Genomic DNA, 22,288 nt, shown 5'->3' with positions numbered 1-22,288 from the left:
TAATTGTGGACAACATCTGGAAAGATGAGGGTAACAATAACAATTTTGCGTAATCTGTGATTGCCTGCATAATTCAACTATAGAGAACCATATCTCTAATAGGTCAAGCTATAAAGAGCGCAAGGGGAATGCCTTGGCATCAGGAGCCGATGAAGGACGCGACAAGCTGCGATAAGCTTCGGGGGAGGAGCAAATATCCGTTGATCCGGAGATTTCCGAATGGGGAAACCCACTGGAGCAATACTCCAGTATCGTGCGTTGAATCAAATAGGCGTACGAAGGGAACGCCCTGAACTGAAACATCTAAGTAGGGGCAGGAAAAGACATCAACCGAGATTCCGCTAGTAGTGGCGAGCGAACGCGGAGGAGGCCAAACCGGAGGATTTATTCTCCGGGGTTAGGACTTGCATCACGATCAGAGGAATCTAAAAGAACGGCATGGGAAGGCCGGCCATAGAGGGTGAGAGCCCCGTATTTGAAAGAGGAAGCTGACAGCGAGTATCCAGAGTACCGCGGGACACGAGGAACCCCGTGGGAAAACGGGTGGACCACCATCCAAGCCTAAATACTACCTGATGACCGATAGAGGAGCAGTACCGTGAGGGAAAGGTGAAAAGGACCCCGGGAGGGGAGTGAAAGAGAACCTGAAACCTTGTGCTTACAAGCACTCAAAGCCCGTTAAAGGGTGATGAGGTACTTTTTGTAGAACGGTCCGGCGAGTTATAGTAACGAGCAAGGTTAAGGTATTCAGTACCGAAGCCGAAGCGAGAGCGAGTCTGAATAGGGCGTATAAAGTTCGTTGCCATAGACCCGAAACCGGGTGACCTAACCATGAGCAGGTTGAAGTGAGAGTAAAATCTCATGGAGGACCGAACGCACGTTCGTTGCAATGACCGGCGATGACTTGTGGTTAGCGGAGAAATTCCAATCGAACTCGGAGATAGCTGGTTCTCCCCGAAATAGCTTTAGGGCTAGCGTTGATTTAGATTACCGGAGGTAAAGCACTGAATGAGCTAGGGGGCGATAAGCTTACTGAACTCTATCAAACTCAGAATGCCGGCTAATTGATGATCAGCAGTCAGACAGTGTGAGATAAGTTTCATTGTCAAAAGGGAAACAGCCCAGACCTACAGCTAAGGTCCCTAATATACGCTAAGTGGAAAACGATGTGGAGTTGCGAAAACAACCAGGATGTTGGCTTAGAAGCAGCCATTCATTAAAAGAGTTCGTAATAGATCACTGGTCGAGTGACTCTGCGCGGAAAATGTAACGGGGCTAAGCGTATAACCGAAGCTTAGGATTGTTCCAAGAACAGTGGTAGGGGAGCGTCGTGTATGGGGTGAAGTCGCATCGGAAGGAGCGGTGGACTGTACACGAGTGAGAATGCCGGAATGAGTAGCGAGAATTATGTGGGAATCATAATGGCCGAAAATCTAAGGTTTCTTGGGGAAGGTTCGTCCGCCCAAGGTAAGCCGGGAGCTAAGGCGAGGCCGCAAGGCGTAGTCGATGCACATACGGTAGAAATTCCGTAGCCACCGAACCTTAAACCGGAAGGACACTTTGAGATAGCAGAACCCAGCCGTTGGTTGAGCTGGGCGTAAGGGACTGAAATATAGTAGGGAAGTCTGCGATGCTCAGAGGCGAGAAAAGCTCCGGTGTATGCTAAGGTGCCCGTACCGCAAACCGACACAGGTAGATGAGGAGAGAATCCTAAGGCCAACGGGAGAAGGGTTGTTAAGGAACTCGGCAAATTGACCCCGTAACTTCGGAAGAAGGGGAGCCTCGAAAGAGGCCGCAGTGAATAGGCCCAAGCAACTGTTTACCAAAAAACACAGGTCTATGCTAAATCGAAAGATGACGTATATGGGCTGACGCCCTGCCCGGTGCCGGAAGGTTAAGAGGAGATGTCAGGAGCAATCCGAAGCATTGAATTGAAGCCCCGGTAAACGGCGGCCGTAACTATAACGGTCCTAAGGTAGCGAAATTCCTTGTCAGGTAAGTTCTGACCCGCACGAATGGCGTAATGATTTGGGCACTGTCTCGACAGCCCGCCCGGCGAAATTGTAGTACTGGTGAAGATGCCAGTTACCCGCAACTAGACGGAAAGACCCCATGGAGCTTTACTGCAGTTTAATACTGGGAATCGGTAATTCATGTACAGGATAGGTGGGAGACTAGGAAGCCGGGGCGTCAGCTTCGGTGGAGTCACCGGTGGGATACCACTCTTGGATTGCTGGTTTCCTAACCTGCGGCCCTGAATCGGGTCGGGGGACACTGTTAGACGGGCAGTTTGACTGGGGCGGTCGCCTCCAAAAGAGTAACGGAGGCGCTCAAAGGTTCGTTCAGCACGGACGGAAATCGTGCATTGAGTGTAAACGCATAAACGAGCCTAACTGCGAGACCGACGGGTCGAGCAGTAACGAAAGTTGGAGTTAGTGATCCGGTGGTATGTGAGTGGAAATGCCATCGCTCAACGGATAAAAGCTACCCTGGGGATAACAGGCTGATCTCCCCCAAGCGTCCACAGCGACGGGGAGGTTTGGCACCTCGATGTCGGCTCGTCGCATCCTGGGGCTGTATTCGGTCCCAAGGGTTTGGCTGTTCGCCAATTAAAGCGGCACGCGAGCTGGGTTCAGAACGTCGTGAGACAGTTCGGTCCCTATCTGTTGCGGGCGTAAGAGATTTGAAGGGAGCTGTCCTTAGTACGAGAGGACCGGGATGGACATACCTCTGGTGCACCAGTTGTCCTGCCAAGGGCATAGCTGGGTAGCTATGTATGGACGAGATAAACGCTGAAAGCATCTAAGCGTGAAACTCCCCCTAAGATGAGATCTCTCATCCTTTATGGAGTAAGGGCCCAGAAAGACGATCTGGTTGATAGGCCGGAGGTGGAAGTGCAGTAATGTACGCAGCTGACCGGTACTAATAGCCCGAGGGCTTGACCTACAATTTATGCAGGCAATAAGCCTTCCTGATTCCCGATAATACATTGTTCGGTTTTGAAGGTGCAATCGAGCGCGTAAGTGCAATATGCACCATTAGCTCAGCTGGTAGAGCACCTGACTCTTAATCAGGGTGTCCAGGGTTCGAGTCCCTGATGGTGTACCAGAATTCAGACAGCGCAAGCTGATGAAGATAGAGAGACGGACATGGCCCGTTGGTCAAGTGGTTAAGACAGAGGCCTCTCACGCCTTTAACATCGGTTCGAATCCGGTACGGGTCACCATTTCTTTCTTGACAAAGTACGGAAAAGTGAATATACTACTGTTTGTTACCGCGAATCACGGTTTCAATAGTTGGTGCTGATTAGGGCGAGGGTCCACCCGTTCCCATCCCGAACACGGAAGTTAAGCTCGCTTCTGCCCACGATACTTGGCTGGAGACGGCCCGGAAAAATAGGTAGCGCCAACACGCCTTCTTAGCTCAATGGTAGAGCATGCGGCTGTTAACCGCAGGGTTGTAGGTTCGAGCCCTACAGAAGGCGCCATAAAAAAGGATGTGCCGCCATCTTTAAAGGTGGCGGCACAACTCTTTTTGCCTCAGAGATCGATCTATTTGGGCCTTTAGCTCAGTTGGTTAGAGCAGACGGCTCATAACCGTCCGGTCCCGGGTTCGAGTCCCCGAAGGCCCACCATACAGGGGTATAGCTCAGCTGGTAGAGCAGCGGTCTCCAAAACCGCGTGTCGAGAGTTCGAATCTTTCTGCCCCTGCCATTTTATTATTGACAACTTGCGTTGTTTTTGCTATACTTAGTAAGCTCGATTGCGACAATAAAGCGCAGTATATGGCCAAGTAGTTCAGTTGGTTAGAACGCCAGCCTGTCACGCTGGAGGTCGTGGGTTCGAGCCCCATCTTGGTCGCCATATGCTGCTGTAGCTCAGTAGGTAGAGCGCATCCTTGGTAAGGATGAGGTCGGCGGTTCGAATCCGCCCAGCAGCTCCAAAAAGCATCGAAAACTTCGGTTTTCGGTGCTTTTTTGTTGGAAAAACGCACTTTTATGTCCGGATCAAAATGTGGGTCAACCGCCTGACCCACACCGTGACCCACACGCGGAAATGTCCCGATAGACCCAAAGAGCACCGGAGAGGAAGTTCGGTTTCCTCTCCGGTGTTTTTATCATTTTCGGCGTTTACATCACCTGTGCCATGAAGCTACCCGTGGTCTGGGCGGCTTCGTCCTGCTTCTGGCGGGTGGCGTGGGTGTAGGTGCGGAGTGTGAATCCGGCATCGTAGTGGCCCGGCATGCTTTATTTGCGGACTTGTCATGTACCAAAAAGTTCCCTGGTTCAAATTTTGAACCAGGGAACTTTTTCGTTGAAAGCATTACGAGGGCATTGTCTCTTCCAGCAATTGTGTCTCTTCCAGCAACTGATAGATATGGTGCAGCCGGCAGAACATGACCATCTGGGCATCGAAACTCAACGCGTCATTGATCCCCCATGCTTTGCGTATCTTTTGCAATCGGTAGCGTATGGTGTTGCCGTGCTGATAGGACAGCTTCGAGGTGAGCGCTACATCTCCGCAGCATCTGGTATAGGTGATCATGGTGGAGATCAACACCCCCAAATTATCTCCGGCGTCAGAAAGCTTTTCCAAAAGCTTTTGATAGTACTGTTTGCTCCAACTACAGGAACAAGCGGGGCAGAGAAGCTGATCCGTACCCGTTTCGAAAAAATCCAGAGAAGATATTTCGTCGATCGTGCATGTGATATTGGCGAAGAACGCCTTTTTCATGGATCGTGCAAGGTCGGCCAGTGTTCCCGGTTCTGTGCAGAAGCCGATGCGGTAGTCGCTGCCAAAATCCGGGAAAAAGCTCTTGACGAATTTCAAAGGGAAGTCGTGCTCAAACGCAGTTATGTCCGTTGTGGTACAGATATGAAAGGCGCCCTGTCGGTAAGGAAGGATAGAATATTTCAGCGGCGGCAGGGAATCTTTACCGGAGCTCTGCTGCCAAGCCTGTGCGCCTCGCGTTTCAAAATTCCCGTAAGTATCAAAGCGCAGCGGTTTTCTTACAGGTGTGGCAGATGTCAGATCACTGACAGAGATATAGGCGCAGAACAGGAGCTGCTTCTCAAAAAACGGGTTCAGCTTGCGGGCGTACTCCTCACATTGTTCGGGTGCAGGAGCAGGATCGGCCAGAAGGCTTTTCACGATCCGCTCCTGCATGGCGGAGTCTTCTTTTAGAAGCGCCGTTTTTATGTAGAAAATAATATTGTCAATAAACGTGTCACTGAAAAACAGGATCGGCACGTTCCACGTGTTTGAAAACTCCTTTAGCTGCGCGGAAGCCTCTTTATAATAGATATCCTTAATGGCGATGGCGGATACCTGATGGCGAATTAGTGTCCGGAGACACATTTCCGCACGGCTGGGATCGTCCTTCATCGCCGTCAATGTGGTGATAATAAACTCGCCTTTTTCAAAGTTTCTTTCGATATCCGCGCCGGACTCCCACTCGAAAAAGCCTACCTGCGTGACAGGCGTATTGATGCCGTTGAAGCCTGACACGATCCGAAAGTTGGAGAATAACGGGGCCGATAGTATATCCCGCAGCAAAACCACAAGCGATCCCTCCGTTTCTGATTATATTGCCTTTATTATATCCACTTTCAGACTTTAGCGCAATATTTTCAGACATAAGAATTTACAAAGGCAGGCCGAGTTGTAAAAACTACAATTTGGGAACGACCTTTTTGGATTTCGTGTCATTGAAGATATTGAGCATAGAGTGATACACTTAAGACACAAAGGCAAAAGCAAATAATTTGTGCATAGAAAGGTGGACAATATCATGAAAAACGGTTTCAAGTACGACGTAGACGCGATCCGCGCACAGTTCCCGGCCTGCAAGCTGGAGATCGCCGGCGCACCCATTGCTTATCTGGATGGCCCCGGCGGCACGCAGATCCCCCAGCTGGTGCTGGACGCCATGGTGGGCTATATGGTCAACGACAACGCTAACGAAGACGGCAACTTCCGTGCCAGCACCATGGCCCGCTATACCGAGGAAACGGCCCGCGCCGCCGTAGCGGACTTCCTGGGCTGCGAGGTGCAGGAGGTAGGCTTCAGTATGGCCTCCACGCAGAACAGCTACAATCTGGCCTTGAACCTGTCCAAGACCTTTAAGCCCGGCGACGAGCTGATCATCACCGAGATCGACCATCGCTGCAACAGCGCTCCCTGGATGTCCCTGAAGCGGCTGGGCTGCGTGGTCAAGACCGTGCGGCTGGATCCTGTCACCCAGCAGCTGGACTTTGAGGACTTCAAGTCCAAGCTGTCCGACAAAACGAAGGTCGTTGCCGTGAACTGGGCTTCCAACGCCCTGGGTACCATCACCGACGTGAAGAAGTTCATCGATCTGGCGCACGAGTACGGCGCGTTTACTGTGGTGGACGCCGTTCACTACTCCGCCCACCGTCCCGTGGATGTGAAGGCCATCGGCACCGACGCTCTGCTGTGCAGCCCCTACAAGTGGTTTGGCCCTCACAGCGGCGTCATCTATCTGAAGAAGGAATACATCGCCTCTCTGGATTTCAACAACACCATGTGTGACGATATCGCCAAGGGTGGCCGCCGCTTCCACATGGGTACGCCTCAGTACGAGACGCTGGCAGGCATCACCGCCGCCGTGAATTTCATCGCCGCCGAGGGCGAAAAATACGCTGAGTACTTTGAGGATGAGCTGAAGGGCCTGACCGGTCGCCGCAGAAACATCGTGGCCGGTGTGCTGGCCATGGACACCCACGAGATGGAGCTGGCCAAGAAGCTGCGTATGGGCCTGCGGGCTATCCCCGGTGTGACGGTCTACGGCCCCGCTGAGGGTCAGCCCCGCACCCCCACCGTTTCCTTTACCATGGAAGGCTATGCACCCGAACAGGTCACGGAGGTGTTTGGCAGCAAGGGCATCAACTCCTGGCATGGCGACTTCTACGCCGTGGAAGCCGTGGCTGCGCTGGGCCTTGCTGAGAGCGGCGGCCTGATCCGTCTGGGCATGGCTCCCTACTGCACCGAGAGCGACATCGACCGTGTGCTGAACACCGTGGCCGAGCTGGCCCGCAACCGCTGAGCGGAAATCCAACCAATCGTATCATAACAAGTGAGGCAGGGACGATGCCTGTCCCTGCCTCGTTCCATAGGAGGATATGAATATGCTGCAATATACATTTTCACTCCCCACCACCATTCGTTTCGGTGTGGGCGCTGTCAAGGAAGCCGGTGTGTGCGCCAAGTCTCTGGGCGCTACTCATGTGATGATCGTGGCCGATCAGGGTGTCATCCGTGCCGGTCTGACCCGTGATGTAGAGACCAGTCTGCGAGACGCCGACATTCCCTATACTTATTACGATAAGATCGTTCCCAACCCCAGAGATTATCACTGTGTCGAGGGCTATGAGACCGCCAGGGCCGCAGGCATCGATTGCTTGGTGGCAGTAGGCGGCGGCAGCTCCATGGACACCGCCAAGGCTATCGGCACGCTGCTGACCCACGGCGGCAAGGTGCAGGATTGGTGCGGCGCGGACAAGCTGCTGCGTCCCATCACACCGCTGATCGCTATTCCCACCACCGCCGGCACCGGCAGTGAGGTAACGCCTTTCGCCGTGGTGACAGATTCCGAGACCCATGTGAAGCTGAACATCTTCGACGCCAAGGCCGCGCCGAAAATAGCGCTGGTTGACCCCACCATGCTGATGGGCCTGCCGCCCCACATCATGGCCGCCACCGGTATCGACGCCATGACCCATGCGGTGGAAGCCTACACCTGCAAGCTGGCCGTTCCCCACACGGACGCCTATGCGCTTTACGCTATCAAGCTTATCTCCAAGAATCTCCGCAATGCGGTGAATAACCGTTCTCTGGACGCCTGCACCGGCATGATGCTGGGCAGCACTATCGCCGGTATCGCCTTCGGCTACTCTGATGTGGCCGCCGTTCACTGCATGGCAGAAGCCCTGGGTGGCCGTTACGACCTGCCCCACGGCGTGGCCAACGCTATCCTGCTGCCCACTGTGACCGCCTACAATCTGCCCACCAACACCAAGAAATACGCCGATGTGGCCGAGGCTATGGGACTTGATGTCACCGGCAAGACTGCGGAAGAAGCCGCTGCCGCCTGTGTGGACGGTCTGCGCCAGCTGTGCACCGATGTGGACATCAAGCCTATGCGCGAGCACCCGGAGATCAAGCCGGAGGACTTCCACGCCCTGTCAGTGGCGGCTATGGCCAATGTCTCCACCCCCAGCAATCCCCGCGAAATGACCGTGGAGGCGTTTGAAGAACTGTTCCAAAAAGCCTATGCCGGAGAGTAAGCTGCAAAAAGTCCTGAAGCCCCGGCACCTGTGGGCGCTGGCGGTAGGGGCGGTCTGCTCCGGCAACTACTACGGCTTCAGCTATGGCTTTGAGACCGGCGGCCCCGGCTCCTTCCTGCTGGCGTTTCTGCCGGTAACGGCGATGTACGTCTGCTTCATGGCCTGTTATATGGAGTTAGCGGTCAGCAGACCCAGCGCAGGTGGCGCCTCTGAGTACGCCCGCCGCTCCATGGGTGGCTTTGCGGGATTTATTGCGGGCTTTTCCGTGCTGGTGGCGTACATTGTCGCGCCCTGCGCGGTGGCGATCACCACCGGCCAACTGCTGCATTACCTCGTTCCGGCGATCCCCGCCATGACCGCCACTGTGGTGTTCTTCTGCCTGTTTGTGGCGCTGAATCTGCTGGGCGCGAAATCATCCTCCCGGTTTGAACTGATCGCCACCATTGCGGCACTGGCGGGACTGGTGCTGTTTGCGGTGGTAGCGCTGCTGCACTTTCAGCCGGAGCGCTTGATGCTGGACGAACCGCCTGCGGCGGGATTATCCAGCGTGGCCGCAGCCGTTCCCTTTGCCATGTGGTTCTACTTCGCGGTAGATGGCCCCATTATGCAGTCTGAGGAGATGGAAGACCCCAAAACCGGCATCCTGCGGGGCTATGTTCCTGCGCTGGTTACGCTGTTTATCACGGCGCTCATCGACCTGCTGCTGCCCGCAGGCATTGCCGACTACCACGAGATCGCCAAAGTGGACTATCCGCTGGCCCGCTCTCTTGAGTTGGCGCTGGGGGAAGGCTCTGTTCTTCCGAAGGTAATTGCCGCGATCGCGCTCTTTGCCATGGTCGCGTCCTTCTCTTCTATCGTGATGGCGTTCTCCCGTCAGGCGTATGCCATGGGACGCGTGGGCTATCTGCCGAAGCTGTTCGCGCGGCTGAACCGTCATGGTGCACCGACTTTTGGACTGCTGATCCCGTCAGCGCTGGCGCTTTGCCTGTGCCTGACCGGAAAAACTGCGCTAATGGTGACGATCTCTGTGTTTGCGGCGCTCCTCATGTATGCGCTGGTCATCCTGTCCAATATCCGCCTGTACCGGCAGGAGCCGACATTGGAGCGCCCCTTTGAGATACCGCATCCTGTGGTGCCGGGTATCGCCATGGTGCTTGTGGTACTGCTGTTCATCTGCGTATTGGTCACGAACCTGTCCGCTCTGAAATGGGTGGTCGTGGTCTATGCCGCAGCATCTGGGTACTACCTCTGCTTTGGAAGAGGAAAGACTGCAAAGATGCCGCACGATTGACATTGCTCTCTTCTTACTGATTCTTTGCCAAAAAGCCGTCCGTCTCATTGAGACAGGCGGCTTCCTGGCATTTTTCTGTAGAAAGAAAATGTAAATATTTTGTTGGAGGAGAAGTCAGTACATAGCTGCGCGTCTGACAGAGACAACACTTTTTCTTTGTTTACTGTAGCGCAAAATATGAACAGCGTAAAAACTTGTGAACTGCCTGCATTTATGGTACACTTATTATCAAAGGAAAGTCTCTGTGAAGGAATTGCATCGTATTTTGGTCAAAGTTGTGGATACATATGAGTTGCAAGAGTTTGATGTTGTTTCCAAGGTGTTCGTTTACTGCTTCCAGCAGTGCAAAACATAACGATTCTCACACCATCGCAAGCTGACCCACACCGTGACCCACACGGGGAAATGCTCGGAAAGGGCAAAAGATGAGCGGACGGAAAAGCCGTTATTCTGAAAGGTCTTTTCTTTGTTTCGCCGCGTTCTTGTATTTTGCGGCAGGATATGCTACAGTATCTGCCGTTGATTCTTTCTGCCTCTTACGAGGCTGTGCGAGGTATTTATGAAGCTGTTACGATGGTGTAAGGCCAACGCCATGCCGGTGATTGCGGTGCTGGCCGCGGCGGTGACGGCGGTGTTCGTGCCGCCTGACGCGGCCTATCTTGGCTACTACGATGTGAAAACGCTATCCTGCCTGCTGTGCGTGCTGGCGGTGGTGGGTGCGCTGCGCCGCGTGGGACTGTTTCCTCTGCTGGCGCAGAGGCTGGTGCAGGTGTTCCACACCACCCGCGGCGCGGTGACGGCGCTGGTAGGTATCACGCTGGTGGGCTCCATGTTGCTGACCAACGACACAGCACTGCTGACGTTCCTGCCCCTCAACTGGTTTGTGCTGGAGCGCACCGGCCAGACGAAATGGACGGCGCTGACATTCATTCTGCAGAACTGCGCCGCCAACCTGGGCGGTATGCTGACGCCCTTCGGCAATCCCCAGAACCTGTATCTGTTCAACCACTACAACATCCCTAACGGGGAATTCCTGTCCATTATGCTGCCGCCGTTCCTGCTGTCCACGGCGCTGATCCTGCTGTGCTGTCTGTTTCTGCCCCGTGAAGGGCTGACTGCCCTCCGGCAGGAGACACTGCCGGACAAGCGTCGTACTGCGGTATACGGCGTACTGTTCTGCGTGGCGGTGGCTATGGTGCTGCGGGGAATCCCCTACTGGCTGGGACTGCTCGTTATCGTGATGGCTCTGCTGGTGCTGGATCGCCGTGCGCTGCTGGGCGTGGACTGGGGACTGCTGGTGACGTTTGCGGCGTTTTTCACCTTTTCGGGCAACATGGCGCGGATTGAGCCGGTGCGTGAGCTGTTCCGGAAGCTGCTCACCCACGGGGCCATGCCGGTGGCGGCACTGACCAGTCAGGTCATCAGCAACGTACCGGCAGCCATCCTGCTGAGCCGGTTCACCGACGACTATCGAGGACTGCTGGTGGGCGTGAATATCGGCGGCGCGGGGACGCTGGTGGCGTCACTGGCCAGCCTGATCACTTTCCGGGAATACACAAAGCACGTCAAGGGGCAGACGGGGCGGTTCATGGTGCTGTTCTCCGCCATCAGCTTCGGTTTTCTAGGCGTCCTGTTGGTAGCCATGACACTCTGGATGCGGTGAAATGAGTAAATTAGAGCTCCTGCCCCATGGGCAGGAGCTATAGTTTGTTATTGTGGTGCAGTTTGATCAGCTCACATCACCTGTGCCATGAAGCTGCCCATAGTCTGTGCGGCCTCGTCCTGCTTTTGGCGGGTGGCGTGGGTGTAGGTGCGGAGAGTGAACCCCGCATCGTAGTGCCCCAGCATACTGCTGACAGTTTTCACGTCCACGCCGTTTTGTAAAGCCAGCGTGGCAAATGTGTGCCTGAGATCGTGAAAGCGTATATGCGGCAGCCCGGCGTCTTTCAGAATTTTCTTATGCAGGTTCACAATGGAATCGGGGTAATACATCTCCCCTGTGACGGGCGATGGGAACATATATGGGTTGTCGGGATGCTTCTTGTGTTCGGCAGCCAGCAGGTCAACAGCCTCCTGTGGAATACTGACCTTTCTGACCGATGTCTCTGTCTTGGGGCGGGAGAGGGTCAGCTCTCCGTTAGGATTTTTGACATACTGCTTGCTGACGGAGATGGTTTTGTCCGTGATGTCGAGGTCGCTCCACAGGAGGGCAGTCAACTCGCCCTTGCGCAGCCCGCTGACCAGTTCCAGATAGAACATGGGCAGCAGTCCCCGTTTCTCTGCGGCGTCGAGGTAGGTCTTGATATGCTCCGGTTGGAGGATCTGCATCTCGAATTTCTGCACCTTCGGTGCGATGCAGTCCTCGGTGGGGTTGCGGAGGATCAGGCGTTCTTTTACGGCGCGGTTCAGGGCATTGTGGAGCATCAGGTGCAGGCTGCGGACGGTGGTGCTGCTGAGTCCCGGATTGCCGTGACCGCTTTTACCTCTGGTGCGGCCGCTCTCCATCAGCTCCTTGTAGAGCTTTTGCAGGTCGTGGGCAGTCAGCTTCGTGAGCTTAATGCTGCCGATGCGGGGGATGGTATACTGCTCGATCATCAGGTGGTAGCGATCCGCCGTGGCCACCCGCACATTGGGCTTGGCGTAGATGTCGTACCAGCTCCGCAGCCATGTGGCCACGGTATACTCATCTGCGCGGCTGACGTCGACACCCTTGGTGGCTTCCATAGCGGCGGCCAGCTTCGCCTTGCACTCCGCCTGGGTCTTGCCCAGGACATTTTTGATGATGCGCTTGCCGGTTTCGGGGTTGTAGCCAGCGGTATAGCGGCCCTCCCAGCGACCATCGCTGCGTTTGCGGATGTTACCTTCACCGTTGGCGCGTTTCTTGGCCATTGAATCAGCTCCTTTTCTTTTGTTAGCCAACATACATACCACACTGCAGTCTAAATAGCCACCGCCGAAATTAAGAGTTAAGGGAAAGTTATCAATTAGTTCTCGTGTTTCTCTTTGCTTACTGCGACGCAGGTTTTGCGTCGGTCAGTCTTCTTTGTAGAACAGCAGCACATCCTTGAAGGAGATCGTTCCATGGGTCGCCGACACCTCGCGGACGCTGCTGCCGCGCATCTTGCTGTACTCGTCGCGTGCCATATCCATGTCGCCGCCCAACAGATGGTTGGTCATGTTGTGCTCCACCGCCAGCTTGAGCAGCAGTCTGCCCAGCCGTTCACCGAACACACCCAGCGTACCCTCCAGCACCTCTTGCAGTGCACGAGGCAGATATGCGCCCGCCGAAAGCCTTGTAAACACGGGACTGACGGCTTTTTTACAAAGAATAGCGCCAAAGTACATTCGGGCCCCGATAATCAGCGTCAATCTCAAAACGCCGCAAACCCTCGTGGCAGTCCGCACTGCGGGCTGCCGCGAACGGCGTTGGCGCAGAAAAGCGCCAATGCCTTTCTCCTGCCTCTTCCTTCGTCCTCCGCAGAGCCGGGGAAGTCCACAAAAATCCGCCCGAAAGAGGCTCTGAATCCCTCTCCAGGGCAGGGACGCTGCCCCACCCCGAAGGAGGCCGCACAGCGGCTCACAGGGGCGAACACGGGGCTTCTGCGACCTGTGCCGCCAGCTTCTGCTGCACTTGCTGACGCTCCAGCTCGGCCATTTGCCGCTGGTAACGCTGCTCCAAGACATCGTACATAGGGACGATGGTATACCGCAGGTTTCCGTTTTTCCTAATACCATTTTTCATCTGTACCTGCGTCCGCTCCGTGATGATGAGCCCGTATTCCTCCAGCAGGCGCACATGCTTGGCTACGGTATTGCGGGAGAGATGCAGGACTTTTGCCATAGTCGCTTCGCTGGGATGGCACCGATTCGTTCGACGGTCGGCGTGGCACAGTAGGTAAATGTACACGGCGACAGCACCGGCAGGCAGATTGAGTTGCAGCAGCTCGTTGGGCACGGGGAAACAATTCTTCGCCCGCTCCCAGCCCATAGGCGGCCTGGCTTTGCTCACTCGCTGCCACCGCCTTTCGTATGCTGCACCACCCACTCGATAAATTTGTCTTTCGGCACCACCATGCGGCTGCCGATGCGCAGAGTGGGGAAGTTCTTTTCGTGCATCAGCTCATAGGCGCTGGAGGGTGCAATGCCCAGCGTCTTGGACACCAGTTCTGCATTGAGAAACAGGGGTAGTTGGTCATAGTTTGTGTAATGAGATCGCTTCATTCTTCACTCTCCTTTGCATGGGGATGGCACAGCGCGGTGAATTCATCCACGGAATGGACGACGCCGAATCCCTTGAGCTGCCGATAGCGGAGCAGGTCGCACAGGGTGCGGAGGTTGATTTCCGCATACTCCAGCAGCTTGTCCACGGCGAGGATTTGCTGCCATGCCGTCAGGGCCGTTGGACGGTCCGGGAACTGAAAATAGCTGCGCAGCTCCCATGCAGTGGGGATGCGGCCCGGGGCAGCCTGCCGCATTTCTTCCCGAATGTAGCGAACGGCTTCCTGCCCGGTGTGCGCGGCCAGGAAGTACAGAAGCTCCCGGCTCTGGGTGAATGGGTCCATAGAGATCACTCCTTGTCTGTAAGATGGGACACTTTCGGCTGCGGCCACCAGCCATAGTCCCTCACCTTATAGGACACTTAGAGCGGATTTGTAAACCAAAAAAGTCAGAGGACCCTGTCATAAGACAGAATCCTCTAACTTTTGGTACAGCTTTTTCAGTCGCTTTGATGCCGCCATTTTGGAGATGCCGTAGATCTGGCCGATCTCCTCCATGGTCAGCTCCTCGCCGTAACGGAGAGAGAGCAGGTTTTGACCCTGCACATCCAGCCCCGCAATGGCTCTGCGCAGATTTTCAAGCCGGAGGTTCCTAAGCGCCGCATCCTCCACGGGCCGCTTGACACCATCCCAGCCGGACAGCACCGTTTCAAACGCACTTTTACTCAGGTGCCTTGCGTCCTGCTTTTCCTGCGCCTGTTCCCGCTTCCGATCCTGCTCCAGGAAGTCTGCGACCTCCTTTGGCACCGATACTTGCGCACCGTTGTAGATGATAACGACTGAGTCGTTCATTTGTGTCCTTTCCGCTTTCAACGGAAGGGCGCACACCCGCGCTGCCGGTACAGCGCCAAAAACTGTCGGCCTCCATGGGACTGCCTTCGTACAGGGGGTCAGAATGCCCTACGGGGCCCATGAATGCCTGAGACCACACCGGGGTGTGGACCTCACCGGAAGGCTGCGAGATTAGGCTTTCGCCTAAGAACAATATAAGATATGCACCGGGAGATGTCAAGTCGGGGCGAATGACGGAGGTTTTCTCCATTGCAATATGTCATATCCTGTGCTATAATGCACTTAAACTGAATAACGGGACAGCGTGAGCCGGGTTTATCCCGGCGGCGGAATGGGGTGAGAGGCCCCGCGAGACGGTCACTGTGATGCCGGTTTATTCGGCTAAGTCAGATACGCAAGGCGCTGCTCCCGGGCACCGCCATCTCCGGAGCCGAAGCTGTCGTATAGAATTTGCTTCACCCGGCTGCCTATGGCGGCCGGGTGATTTTTTGTGGAGGCAATACCGCCTCATGCTTTAAGCTTAAAGCATGATAAAGATTCAAGCCGCCGGGGCGGGGGAGGACGGCAGACCTTTCCCGTCCCGCTTTCCAGAAAAATTTTTGCGCTATTTGTCGTTCCTTTCTTTTTCCCGAGACCCGGGCCGTGCTGTAGAGGACGCGACCCGGGGGACGGGAAACAGGGGGGATGTGGATAATAGATATTAGGGGTTATGGAGGTCGGAACGATGCACACCTCTCTTGCAGATTCTGAAATCAATCGCCGTGTACGGCGTTTATAATAAAAACGAGAAAGAAGGAATCAAAAGAATGAAAAAAAGAGCAATGTCATTACTCATGGCGTTGGTGATGGTTTTCTCCCTGCTGGGGACCACGGCCACGGCATGGGCAGCTGACAGCACAAAACTCCCGAAACTTAAAGCAGGCGTATCGCCCACGGCTGAGGCCACGGTGCAGACCGGAATGAGCTTCGTTCTAAGCGACCTGCAAATGGCGAAGATCTTCCCGATCGCGTTCAGAGAGAGCTACTACTATCAGCGCTCTGCTGACGGAGGAAAGACCTGGAGCGAGCTTCGCAATTTTACCGACAATTACCACGATGGCGTAACGGACTGCGTCCTGCTGGAGACAAAGGCGGGCGACTATATGTACCGGGTCCGGGCCACAACAGATGGCGTGAATTTCTCCGAGGACACATGGACGCTGACGCTCCATGTGCGGGATAATCCGACCTTTAACTATACCTTTACCATAAGCAAGGACTACAACGGCAATTACCCGATCCTAAAGCTGTATCAAGTCAAAGAGGACGAGAACGGCAAGGAAGTGCTGGGGGAGGAACTGAAAAACTGCTTCCTTTACAGCAACTTCACCTCCACACTCCCGGAGGGCGAAACGGCGTATGACCCGGCCATGGGTAAGGTGTCCGACAATGGGTATCAGACCTTCTATACCAGCTTGGCGAGCGGGCGCTACGCTTACCGCGCCTTTGGCTACAATGAGGAGACCAAGGCCTACGACATCGCCCTGGGCGGCATGGCTATGTCGTTCCCCATGGCCGCTTCGGACGTTTCTGGCTCCAGCGGCAGCCAGACGGTGCCCATCCTGTGCCACTCCTATGGCGTGGATAACAAGAAAGAGGACGGAAGCAAATTTACTGCTAAAGACATCAACCTGGAACTGACCTCTCCCAGCACAAAGAGCGAGGTAGAGATCGGCACACCCTATGTCAACAAGGACGACGGGTACACCTATTATCCCTGCATGGTCTATGCCGTGGGCAGAGGCTGCCTATACAGCATTTATCTGTCCTCCAATGTGCCGGGGCTTAGCTTCCAGCTTTCGCCCACGGCCATGTATGACCCCAATACGGAGGCCCAGTCTACGCTGACTACCCTGGAAGCCCCCGCACGGGTGACCTATGTGGTGCCTTCGGATGCCACCTTCGGCCTGTACATGCAGCGCAACAACTTCAACACCGCAGCCGTAGAACCCGCTGTGGCCTGGAAGGACAATGGCGACGGGACAAAGTCTGCTACCTTTGAAATGAATAAGGCAGACGATATGTATACCTGGCGGCTCAGCGACGCGACTCATGTGACTCGCGCCGGTTTCTTGACCCAAAAGGATGTTGTCAATGACGAGCATACCTTCCGCCTGTCCTTCGCGGACGGCGTCAATCCCGACAACACACAGAGACTGTCCCATGACCGCGGCAGCCTGGGTACGACAGTGAAAGCCCGGGATGAGGCGGACATCCAAGTGAACCTGGATCCCAGCGGATACAAGGTGCTGGACGGCGTGACCCGCCTGCGTGCCTACCGTTATTGGGAGCTTATTAACAGCGATATCGCCAATATCATGGTGGAGCCGGACTTCCACTGGAATATTCTCTCCGGCAACGCCACCTTCAAGGCCCTCAACGGCGGCAATGCCGGCAGCAACTGGGTAGATGTGAAGCCCGGCACCCAGGACACGATCCTTGCCGCTTATTATGACAGCATTGATGTAGACCCCCTGAATCATGGCAATATGGGCGGCCTGTTCCCGGCCACGAGCCCCGAGCGCCTGTCTGTTTCGGTGGTGGCCGGTACGGACACCAAGCACGGCACGGCAGACGCTGTGGTACGCTACAATCCGCTGGCCGGGGCCAGCTCTGCCCGCCCCAATGAGTGGGATTACAGCTTTGATACCTGGTTCTATAACGACAAGGATGCGGCCCCCACCCTGAACTTTACCGTGGACAGCACCGGCAGCACCCAGGTGGAGTATGCCTTTGTGGCTGCCGACACAAATCTGCAAGCCAAGTTGACGGACTACACGGTGGTCTCTGCCGATGAAAGCGGCAAGTATATGGTGCCTCTGTCCGCCTTTAACACGCTGGGCAACGGGAGAGGCGGCACGGTGATCCTCCGCATGACCGACTCCACCGGCGTAAGCTATCGCCTTGTGCGGGTGGCTGCGGTCACGGTGAAAATAGAGAATCTCTCCAACCCCGGCGAGCCCTTTACGCCCGGCACCAAGATTCGGGTGACCTTCGACGGCCTGTACCGGGGCATCAACAAGGCGTCCGGCGTGTTCAATCCCCTGGCCTTAAATGTGACCTATAACACACCCGACGGCCAAGAGCTCGATGCGGCTACAGCTGTCGGACAGTACATGGAGATGGACAACGCCGTGATGAAAGTTACCATCCCCAAAGACATTAAGTTTGAAGACGGCGCGGATTCGGTGGACTATGTGTTGAGCGGCGGCTATGTTTCCGGCTATATGTATAGCGCCTCCAACCCCTTCGGCTTCATGTATAAGATGACCGACCAGGGTATGCCCACCAACTTTGCAGCCCTGAGCCTGCGCATTTTGATGGCCCACTTGATGGACATTTCCATCCCGGTGCAGAAGCTGACTTATGATGTCCGCATTTGCGCAGAGGATCAAGACGGCAATGCCATAGATGGGGCGGCGGTGACGCTGACGAACAACGACGGCACGAAGTTTACCGCTGAGAATGGCATTTACAAAGACCTGCCCTATGACACTTATTACTACTATGTCCGGACGGCTGGTTATATCTGCGCATCCGGCTCCTTTACCTTGAAAACCTCCAGTGCGAACCAGGTGAAGGATGGCGTGCTGACCATTGCGCTGCCTCTTGCGAAGGCGGGCGAGGGTGCCTGGGACGGCAAGGAGACAAAGGAACCCGCAAAGGACGAGCGCGGCGTATACCAAATCGGTACCGGCGCGGAGCTGGCGTGGTTTGCCCAGACGGTGAACGGCGGCACGAAGAACAACATCAAGGGCCTGCTGACCGGGGACATTGAGCTGGCCGGATATTTGTGGACGCCCATCGGTGACACCACCAAGGGCTTTGCCGGTGAACTCAGCGGCAACGGACATACCGTTCGCAACCTCTACATCAGCAGCACTAAGAACGACCAGGGCCTTATCGGCCTGCTGAACACCAACGGCAAGGTGCATGACCTGACCGTGACCGGCAGCGTTATCACCACCGGCAAGGATGCCGCCGGTATCGTGGGCAAGGCCAAGACAAAAACCACCATCGTAAACTGCCTGAACCGGGCGGATGTTACCGCCGCTTCCAGTGCTGCGGGTGTTGTGGGTATGGCCGACGGAATGGTGAGTAAAGCGGCTGCGGCCAAGAACGCGCCCGCCATTACCGGCTGCGGCAATACGGGCACGATTACAGCTACGGACGAGGCCGGCTGCGCAGGCGGCGTTGCCAGCGTAGCATCTATGTTCCTTGCGAGGGGCGGCGTAATGAAGGATTGCTTTAATGTCGGCACCGTTACGGGCGCGGGCAAATCCGGAGCCGTTACCAACACGAGCAACAAGCAGAAGCAGGCGGACGGCGGCGGAAACTACTTCCTGGCCGGGTGTCTACATGGCAGCGGCGACGAGCCTATTATCGGCACGGGAAAGACCGCTGACGAACTGATGGAAATGCTCAAGGACCGTACCGATTCCGTGGGCAAGGGCCTCTATGAGGCATTGCATGCCATAAAGGACCAGGCGGCGGCTGACGCTGTTATCGAGAAGATCGCGGCCATCGGCGCCGTGACCCTGGACAGCAAGAACGCCATCGACGCGGCCCAGGCGGCTTACGATGCGCTGACGGATGCCCAAAAGGCGCTGGTGAGCAATGCCAAGGCTCTCACGGAGGCCCAGGCAGCCTACAAGAAGCTCCTGGAGGACCATGCAGCGGCAGATGCCGTTATCAAGAAAATCGAAGCCATTGGGACTGCGACCAAGGACAGCAAGAACGCCATTGATGCGGCCCAGGCGGCTTATGATGCACTGACGGACGATCAGAAAGCACTGGTAAAAAACTATCAGACGCTGGTGGACGCTGCACTTGCTTACGATAAGCTGGTTGCTGAGCCCGACCGGGATCTGTCCCTGGAGAGCCTTAGACAGCTTGCTCTCCAGCGGCTGGAGACGCTGCGCAATACCTTGGGCAGCAAGGCGGAAAGCGCCTACAAACAGGGTGTTGCGACCGTATCTGCGGCTAAGGACAAAGCTGCTGTAGAAAAGGCATATCAGGCTGCTGTGGTGGCCATGCGCAAGGCGGCGGGCAGCTACGGCAAGGTACAGGTCATCGTAGAGAATACCACCTATGCCAAGAAGGACGGCGCTGCCTGGGACGGCACCCTGGTAAACACCTGGGTGAATCTGACGGAGGACAGCACGATAATGTCCTGCGTGGAGGCGGCGCTGAAAACCGTAAAGGCCACCGGCGAGGGCTTTGAGAGAAACTATATCTCCAGCATCAATGGACTGAAGGAATTTGACGGCAGTGCATCCTCCGGCTGGATGGGTACGCTGAACGACTGGTTTACCAATGAGGGCTTCGGTGCCTTTACCGTAAAGAGCGGCAAGCTGGCCGACGGCGATGTGATCCGCGTTATGTTCACCCTCAACGGCTACGGTGCTGATTTGGGTGGCAGCTGGAGCAATTCGGATACCACGCTCAAATCCCTGCTGGTGGAGGGCGGACAGCTTGAGCGGGCGTTCAAGTCCGGCAGACCCGGCGCGCAGTATGACTACACGCTGGTCATTGACGGAAACAACGGTAACATTAAGCTGACCCCCACTGCGACCAACAAGAACTTCCAGGTCAAGACCTTCCTCAACGAGAAAGTGACGGACAGAACGGAGGGCGTGAACTTCTTCAAGAGTACCGAGACCCTCCCGGTGAAGGCTGGCGACACCGTCTATGTGGGCTGCGGTGCTAAGGGTTGGCTGAGTATGAACAACCAGGAGGGCAATACCCAGGATAGCGACGGCACATGGTACGCCCTGCATATTGTAAGTAAAAATGCAGATGCAGATTCGGTGAATAAGCTGATTGCAGCATTGCCGGATTCCATCACATACGACACTTACAAAAAATATGCGAATGCAGTCGCTTCGGCCCGGGCAGCCTATCGGACATTGACTGAGGCGGAGAGGGAAAAGGTGACTGGCCTGGCGAAGCTGGAACGCTGCGAACAGGCTATTGCGGAGTATACACCTGTGGATGCCTTTAAGGCCGACATCCTTGAGAAGCTGCCGGAAGCCAACCGACTGACCATTAAGGATAAGGACGCTGTGGCTGCGGCAGAGGTAATGTTCAATTCTCTTACAGAGGCACAGAAGGCGTGCCTGACACCGGCTGAACGGCAAAAGATGGAAGATGTGCTGGCTGAAATGGCGCGGATACTCCAAGACCCTGTGAAGCATGTGGAGGAGAAGATCGACGCCATCGGCGAGGTGACCCTGGAGAAGGCTGATGCAGTGGACACTGCCAAGGCTGCTTACGATGCCCTCAGCGATGAGCAGAAGGCTCAGGTGAGCAATGCGGACAAACTGCTGGCGGCTGTGAAGAAGCTGGCTGAGCTGCGCCGTGATGCTCTGCTGGCAAATCTCGGCACCATCTACAAGACCACCGGCAACTTCATGGCCACCCTGGGCACCCCCACCGTGAACTCCATCGGCGGCGAGTGGATGGTCATCGGCCTGGCCCGCAGCGGCCGCACCGTGCCCGCCGGGTACTATGACAATGTGGTCGACTATGTCAAGGCCAAGGCTGACAAGAACGAGCGTCTGCACCCGGCCAAAGTCACCGACAACGCCCGGGTGATCCTGGCCCTGACCTCTATCGGCAAGGATGTCACCAATGTGGGCGGCCACAACCTGCTGAAGGGGCTGGACAGCATGGACTATATCCAGACCCAGGGCATCAACGGCCCCATCTGGGCGCTCATCGCTCTGGACAGCCACAACTATCCGACCTCCGGTGATGTGACCCGGGAGAAGCTGATTCAGGTGATCCTGGATGCCCAGCTCACCGACGGTGGTTGGGATCTCAGCGCTGAGAACGCCGACACCGATATGACCGCTATGGCCATCCAGGCCCTGGCACCTTACTACAAGACCAACGAGACCGTGAAGGCTGCTGTGGATAAGGCTCTGGAGGCCCTTTCCGCCCTGCAGCGTAATGACGGCGGCTTTGGCAGCTGGGGCACCATCAATAGCGAGTCCTGCGCTCAGGTCATCGTGGCCCTTACAGCCCTGGGCATCGACCCCACCGTGGACAGCCGCTTTGTGAAGAACGGAAAGACGCCCCTGGATGCCCTGGCGGGCTTCTTTGTGGACGGCGGCGGCTTCCGCCACACCGCTGGCGGCGACCTGGACGGCATGGCCACCGAGCAGGGCTACTACGCCCTGGCGGCCTACTACCGCTTCGCAAACGCCCAGACCCGGCTCTATGACATGAGCGATGTGACCGTTCAGACCGGCAGCAACGGCACCCCCGCCACCGGGGATGCAGGCGTGACAATGTGGATCATCGCCCTGCCCACGGCAGCGGTTGCAGCAGCCCTCGTGCTGGGTAAGAAAAAGCGGGAGGGGTAAGGCAAAATCCTAAACCGCAAAATTAAATAAGTAACCGGGACCTCTTGCTATGTGTAAGAGGTCCTGGTTTTTTATTGTCTACAGCAGCGCAAAATGGAACGATTCTCGCTCCACCAAAAGTTGACCCACACCGATGCGCTTTGCGGCGCTGACCCACACCGTGACCCACACGCGGAAATGTGCGGAAAGGGCGAAAGAGGAGCGGAGAGAAAAT

General features: G+C 55.9%; 12 protein-coding genes, 7 tRNA genes and 2 rRNA genes. 14 read left to right on the top strand and 7 right to left on the bottom strand.

The genetic code is table 11. The features are described from left to right. Positions 1-101 precede the first annotated feature (101 nt). The 9 genes from KI236_RS07395 to KI236_RS07355 all read left to right on the top strand — a co-directional run bounded on the left by KI236_RS07395 (position 102) and on the right by KI236_RS07355 (position 3,942). A 23S ribosomal RNA gene (locus KI236_RS07395) occupies positions 102-2,946 on the top strand. An 86-nt stretch (positions 2,947-3,032) separates the two neighbouring features. Further along, positions 3,033-3,108, top strand: a tRNA-Lys gene (locus tag KI236_RS07390). A gap of 43 nt (positions 3,109-3,151) precedes the next feature. Continuing rightward, positions 3,152-3,226, top strand: a tRNA-Glu gene (locus KI236_RS07385). 69 nt (positions 3,227-3,295) lie between these two features. Then, a 5S ribosomal RNA gene (rrf, locus tag KI236_RS07380) occupies positions 3,296-3,411 on the top strand. A 1-nt stretch (position 3,412) separates the two neighbouring features. Continuing rightward, positions 3,413-3,487 (top strand) — tRNA-Asn (locus tag KI236_RS07375). Between the two features lie 70 nt (positions 3,488-3,557). Further along, positions 3,558-3,634 (top strand) — tRNA-Ile (locus KI236_RS07370). Positions 3,635-3,637: 3 nt separating this feature from the next. Then, positions 3,638-3,713 (top strand) — tRNA-Trp (locus KI236_RS07365). Between the two features lie 73 nt (positions 3,714-3,786). Continuing rightward, positions 3,787-3,863 (top strand) — tRNA-Asp (locus KI236_RS07360). A gap of 3 nt (positions 3,864-3,866) precedes the next feature. Next, positions 3,867-3,942 (top strand) — tRNA-Thr (locus tag KI236_RS07355). A gap of 380 nt (positions 3,943-4,322) precedes the next feature. Here the strand turns inward: KI236_RS07355 and KI236_RS07350 are convergent. After that, positions 4,323-5,561, bottom strand: a complete 1,239-nt coding sequence (locus tag KI236_RS07350) for a PucR family transcriptional regulator (RefSeq protein ID WP_212820738.1) — start codon at positions 5,559-5,561, stop codon at positions 4,323-4,325. A 229-nt stretch (positions 5,562-5,790) separates the two neighbouring features. On the opposite strand from KI236_RS07350, the gene KI236_RS07345 reads away from it, so the two are divergent. The 4 genes from KI236_RS07345 to KI236_RS07330 all read left to right on the top strand — a co-directional run bounded on the left by KI236_RS07345 (position 5,791) and on the right by KI236_RS07330 (position 11,259). Further along, entirely contained in the window at positions 5,791-7,065 is a 1,275-nt protein-coding gene (locus KI236_RS07345) for a cysteine desulfurase-like protein (protein WP_212820736.1), read from the top strand. An 82-nt stretch (positions 7,066-7,147) separates the two neighbouring features. Then, a complete protein-coding gene (locus KI236_RS07340; RefSeq protein ID WP_212820734.1) occupies positions 7,148-8,305 on the top strand; it encodes an iron-containing alcohol dehydrogenase in 1,158 nt (385 codons plus the stop codon). Then, positions 8,268-9,596: an amino acid permease gene (locus KI236_RS07335; RefSeq protein WP_212820732.1), complete on the top strand. Its 1,329-nt coding sequence runs from the start codon at positions 8,268-8,270 to the stop codon at positions 9,594-9,596. Before KI236_RS07340 ends, KI236_RS07335 begins: the two co-directional genes overlap by 38 nt. A gap of 559 nt (positions 9,597-10,155) precedes the next feature. After that, the gene (locus KI236_RS07330; protein ID WP_228738122.1) at positions 10,156-11,259 is read left to right on the top strand and encodes an SLC13 family permease; all 1,104 of its coding nucleotides are present in this window, start codon (positions 10,156-10,158) and stop codon (positions 11,257-11,259) included. A gap of 71 nt (positions 11,260-11,330) precedes the next feature. On the opposite strand, the gene KI236_RS07325 is transcribed toward KI236_RS07330, so the two are convergent. The 6 genes from KI236_RS07325 to KI236_RS07300 form a co-directional block, all read right to left on the bottom strand. After that, on the bottom strand, positions 11,331-12,485 hold the full coding sequence (locus KI236_RS07325; protein ID WP_212820730.1) for a tyrosine-type recombinase/integrase: 1,155 nt from the start codon (positions 12,483-12,485) through the stop codon (positions 11,331-11,333). Positions 12,486-12,629: 144 nt separating this feature from the next. Then, positions 12,630-12,965, bottom strand: coding sequence for a hypothetical protein (locus tag KI236_RS07320; RefSeq protein ID WP_212820728.1), 336 nt, complete (start codon positions 12,963-12,965; stop codon positions 12,630-12,632). Positions 12,966-13,173: 208 nt separating this feature from the next. Then, positions 13,174-13,605 carry a helix-turn-helix domain-containing protein gene (locus tag KI236_RS07315; protein WP_228738121.1) on the bottom strand — a complete coding sequence of 144 codons (432 nt, stop codon included), beginning with the start codon at positions 13,603-13,605 and terminating at the stop codon, positions 13,174-13,176. Further along, positions 13,602-13,817, bottom strand: coding sequence for an AlpA family phage regulatory protein (locus KI236_RS07310; RefSeq protein ID WP_212820726.1), 216 nt, complete (start codon positions 13,815-13,817; stop codon positions 13,602-13,604). Before KI236_RS07310 ends, KI236_RS07315 begins: the two co-directional genes overlap by 4 nt. Next, the gene (locus tag KI236_RS07305; protein ID WP_212820724.1) at positions 13,814-14,158 is read right to left on the bottom strand and encodes a hypothetical protein; all 345 of its coding nucleotides are present in this window, start codon (positions 14,156-14,158) and stop codon (positions 13,814-13,816) included. Before KI236_RS07305 ends, KI236_RS07310 begins: the two co-directional genes overlap by 4 nt. Before the next feature lie 117 nt (positions 14,159-14,275). Then, positions 14,276-14,665, bottom strand: coding sequence for a sigma-70 family RNA polymerase sigma factor (locus KI236_RS07300; protein WP_212820721.1), 390 nt, complete (start codon positions 14,663-14,665; stop codon positions 14,276-14,278). Between the two features lie 806 nt (positions 14,666-15,471). Here KI236_RS07300 and KI236_RS07295 point away from each other — a divergent pair. Further along, entirely contained in the window at positions 15,472-22,074 is a 6,603-nt protein-coding gene (locus KI236_RS07295; protein WP_212820719.1) for a DUF4430 domain-containing protein, read from the top strand. The last annotated feature ends 214 nt before the right edge of the window (positions 22,075-22,288 follow it).

The sequence above is a fragment of the Vescimonas fastidiosa genome (genome assembly GCF_018326305.1).
Lineage (GTDB): Bacteria > Bacillota > Clostridia > Oscillospirales > Oscillospiraceae > Vescimonas > Vescimonas fastidiosa.
This window is presented reverse-complemented; position numbering and strand designations above follow the sequence as displayed.

Coding starts and splice junctions, on each gene's coding strand:
- KI236_RS07345 (WP_212820736.1), top strand. CDS start 5,791: ATGAAAAACGGTTTCAAGTACGACGTAGACGCGATCCGCGCACAGTTC.
- KI236_RS07340 (WP_212820734.1), top strand. CDS start 7,148: ATGCTGCAATATACATTTTCACTCCCCACCACCATTCGTTTCGGTGTG.
- KI236_RS07330 (WP_228738122.1), top strand. CDS start 10,156: ATGAAGCTGTTACGATGGTGTAAGGCCAACGCCATGCCGGTGATTGCG.
- KI236_RS07325 (WP_212820730.1), bottom strand. CDS start 12,485: ATGGCCAAGAAACGCGCCAACGGTGAAGGTAACATCCGCAAACGCAGC.
- KI236_RS07310 (WP_212820726.1), bottom strand. CDS start 13,817: ATGAAGCGATCTCATTACACAAACTATGACCAACTACCCCTGTTTCTC.
- KI236_RS07305 (WP_212820724.1), bottom strand. CDS start 14,158: ATGGACCCATTCACCCAGAGCCGGGAGCTTCTGTACTTCCTGGCCGCG.
- KI236_RS07300 (WP_212820721.1), bottom strand. CDS start 14,665: ATGAACGACTCAGTCGTTATCATCTACAACGGTGCGCAAGTATCGGTG.
- KI236_RS07295 (WP_212820719.1), top strand. CDS start 15,472: ATGAAAAAAAGAGCAATGTCATTACTCATGGCGTTGGTGATGGTTTTC.